The following is a 1,156-nucleotide window of genomic DNA, read 5'->3' as shown; positions in this document are numbered from 1 at the left end:
TAGGGCTTCCGCACCAAAAGTAAGCTGGTCGTAGGCTAGTTTCGGGAATGGACCCTTTCGCTTCCTTTGCCCATTTAACGGACCCGCGCGTGCAGGGCCGATGCCTGCACCAACTGGTTGATATTCTGGCCTTGCTGCTGTGCGGCACGTTGGCCGGCTGCGATGATTTGCCGGAAATTTGTGACTATGGCCGGGCCCGGCTCGCCTTTTTGCGCACGGAACTGGGCCTGGCCTTTGCCAACGGCATCCCCTCCGAGGACACGTTGGAGCGGCTGCTCAAACGATTGAACCCAAAAGAGTTGGAGCAAACGCTGCGAGCTTGCGCCGGGTCGCTGGCCGGGCGGCAGCTGTGTGTCGATGGCAAGGAACACCGCGCCACCACCCCCGGCGGCCAGCGCCATGCCCTGGTGCGCACGGTCAGCGTCTGGGTGGCCGATGCGCACCTGAGTTTTGGCCAAGCCCAGATTGAGGCGAAAACGAATGAAAAAACGGCCATCCCGGCTTTGCTCGATACCCTCGACGTGGCCGGTAGCATCGTGACCATCGACGCCATTGCCTGCCAACCAAGCATCGTCGGGCAGGTCGTAGCCAACGGGGCGGACTACGTCATTGCCCTGAAAAAGAACGCCAAAACCCTCTACGAGCAGGCCAGCGAGCATCTGCTGGCCCGGGCCGCTCACTTGCCCGCCTTTCGCAGCCAGGACAAGGGCCACGGCCGGGGCGAACGGCGCACGGTGCGGATTTGCCAGGACCTGCGCTTGCTCGACGCCTGCGCGGACTGGCCCAGCCTGCGCACGCTCGTGCTGGTGGAAACCGAGCGGCACACGGGCCGGGGCGTTACCCACGCCCAGCGCTTCTACCTCAGCTCGTTAACCGACCCCGACCCGGCCGTTTATGCCCGGCTCATCCGCGGGCACTGGGCCGTGGAAAACCACCTGCACTGGCAACTCGACCTGACCTTTAAAGAAGACCAGTCACGCTTGCGAAGCGGGCATGCGGCCCTTAATGCCAATATCTTACGTAAAACGGCCTTGTACTTGCTGGCCCAGGACCCCCAAGCCATCAGCCTCAAACGCAAGCGTAAGCAAGCGGCCTACGACAATGAGTACCTCCGGCGACTACTGCAAAATGCCTGATATTTGGTGCGGAAGCCCTA

Annotated in this window: 1 protein-coding gene; it reads left to right on the top strand. The window is 62.3% G+C overall.

Annotated elements, in window-relative coordinates:
- The first annotated feature begins 47 nt into the window (after nucleotides 1-47).
- Nucleotides 48-1,136: an ISAs1 family transposase gene (locus HBN54_RS23155; RefSeq protein ID WP_168675620.1), complete on the top strand. Its 1,089-nt coding sequence runs from the start codon at nucleotides 48-50 to the stop codon at nucleotides 1,134-1,136.
- Nucleotides 1,137-1,156: the final 20 nt, after the last annotated feature.

The sequence above is a fragment of the Hymenobacter artigasi genome (assembly GCF_012275535.1).
GTDB lineage: Bacteria > Bacteroidota > Bacteroidia > Cytophagales > Hymenobacteraceae > Hymenobacter > Hymenobacter artigasi.
This window is presented reverse-complemented; position numbering and strand designations above follow the sequence as displayed.

Coding starts and splice junctions, on each gene's coding strand:
- HBN54_RS23155 (WP_168675620.1), top strand. CDS start 48: ATGGACCCTTTCGCTTCCTTTGCCCATTTAACGGACCCGCGCGTGCAG.